The organism is Acidisoma sp. L85, from assembly GCF_009765865.1.
Taxonomy (GTDB): domain Bacteria; phylum Pseudomonadota; class Alphaproteobacteria; order Acetobacterales; family Acetobacteraceae; genus Acidisoma.
Genome location: NZ_LMUQ01000059.1, coordinates 1 through 876 on the forward strand (window position 1 = coordinate 1; position 876 = coordinate 876).

At 53.3% G+C, this 876-nt stretch carries 1 protein-coding gene; it reads left to right on the top strand.

Going from position 1 to position 876, the window contains the following annotated elements:
- Nucleotides 1–602 precede the first annotated feature (602 nt).
- Nucleotides 603–755 carry a hypothetical protein gene (locus tag GSQ83_RS18320; protein WP_158804340.1) on the top strand — a complete coding sequence of 51 codons (153 nt, stop codon included), beginning with the start codon at nucleotides 603–605 and terminating at the stop codon, nucleotides 753–755.
- The last annotated feature ends 121 nt before the right edge of the window (nucleotides 756–876 follow it).

Sequence of the window (876 nt, forward strand, 5' to 3'; positions counted from 1 at the left end):
GTCGGTCACATCAGAGGGATAAGGCTTACGGGTCGAGGCAGCACACATGCCTCCCTATTATCGCGCGGCCACCAAAAAGTACATAACAGGCTCTAGGCCTAGAAATTGCAGAACTGGGCAACTTCAGTGTACCCACGGCGGCCAGCGCGTGGCGATTAGCATACCTTTTCAACGACTTTTGCTCGTGCCGGCGAGGGGCATGCCTTCTGCTTGAAATTATGCCGACATCACTACGAACGCTTTCTCTATATCTCTTATGCGTGGGCTGACGATACCCTTTCCTCGATGAAACGAGTCGACGATAGCGCTAGGAGTGCGCAGCTCTTGCGCACAGGGTGCAAGCGGAGACAATGCAATTTCATTGCGAGCGCGGCGAGGATAGCTAGAAAATATTGCGTCATCGAACATTCACGAGATTATATGAATATCGATAGCGGCTCGGAAATCCTGGCGAGGTGGAATGTCGATATCGAGAACATCGCGCGTGTATGAGCTTCCGCCCTCATGATCTTCTGGACCAGGAATTTCATCGACCTTCCGGGATTAACTCGCACTCGGGGCCTTACGTTCCCGAGGAAAGTAGGTGACTCATTGGAATTGGCATGAGCAAGCTGAACGTTCCGAATGCCGCTGGGTTCACGCCCGGCGAGCGAGAGTACATCCGAGGGGAGCTCAATATGTTCTTCTCGACATATCCGACAGTCGCCGAGGGCTTCATGATCAAAACCTGGAGGGGTGGGACCGACGCCGGATAGCTAAGCTCTCACATATCGCCAAGGACCTAGTGGATTGAATCTAACACTTGATGCCCGCGCCTGACGGCAGAAATGATTTTCTCCGGCTCTTTTGTCCAGTGGAAGGGCCGTGGATCGGCAT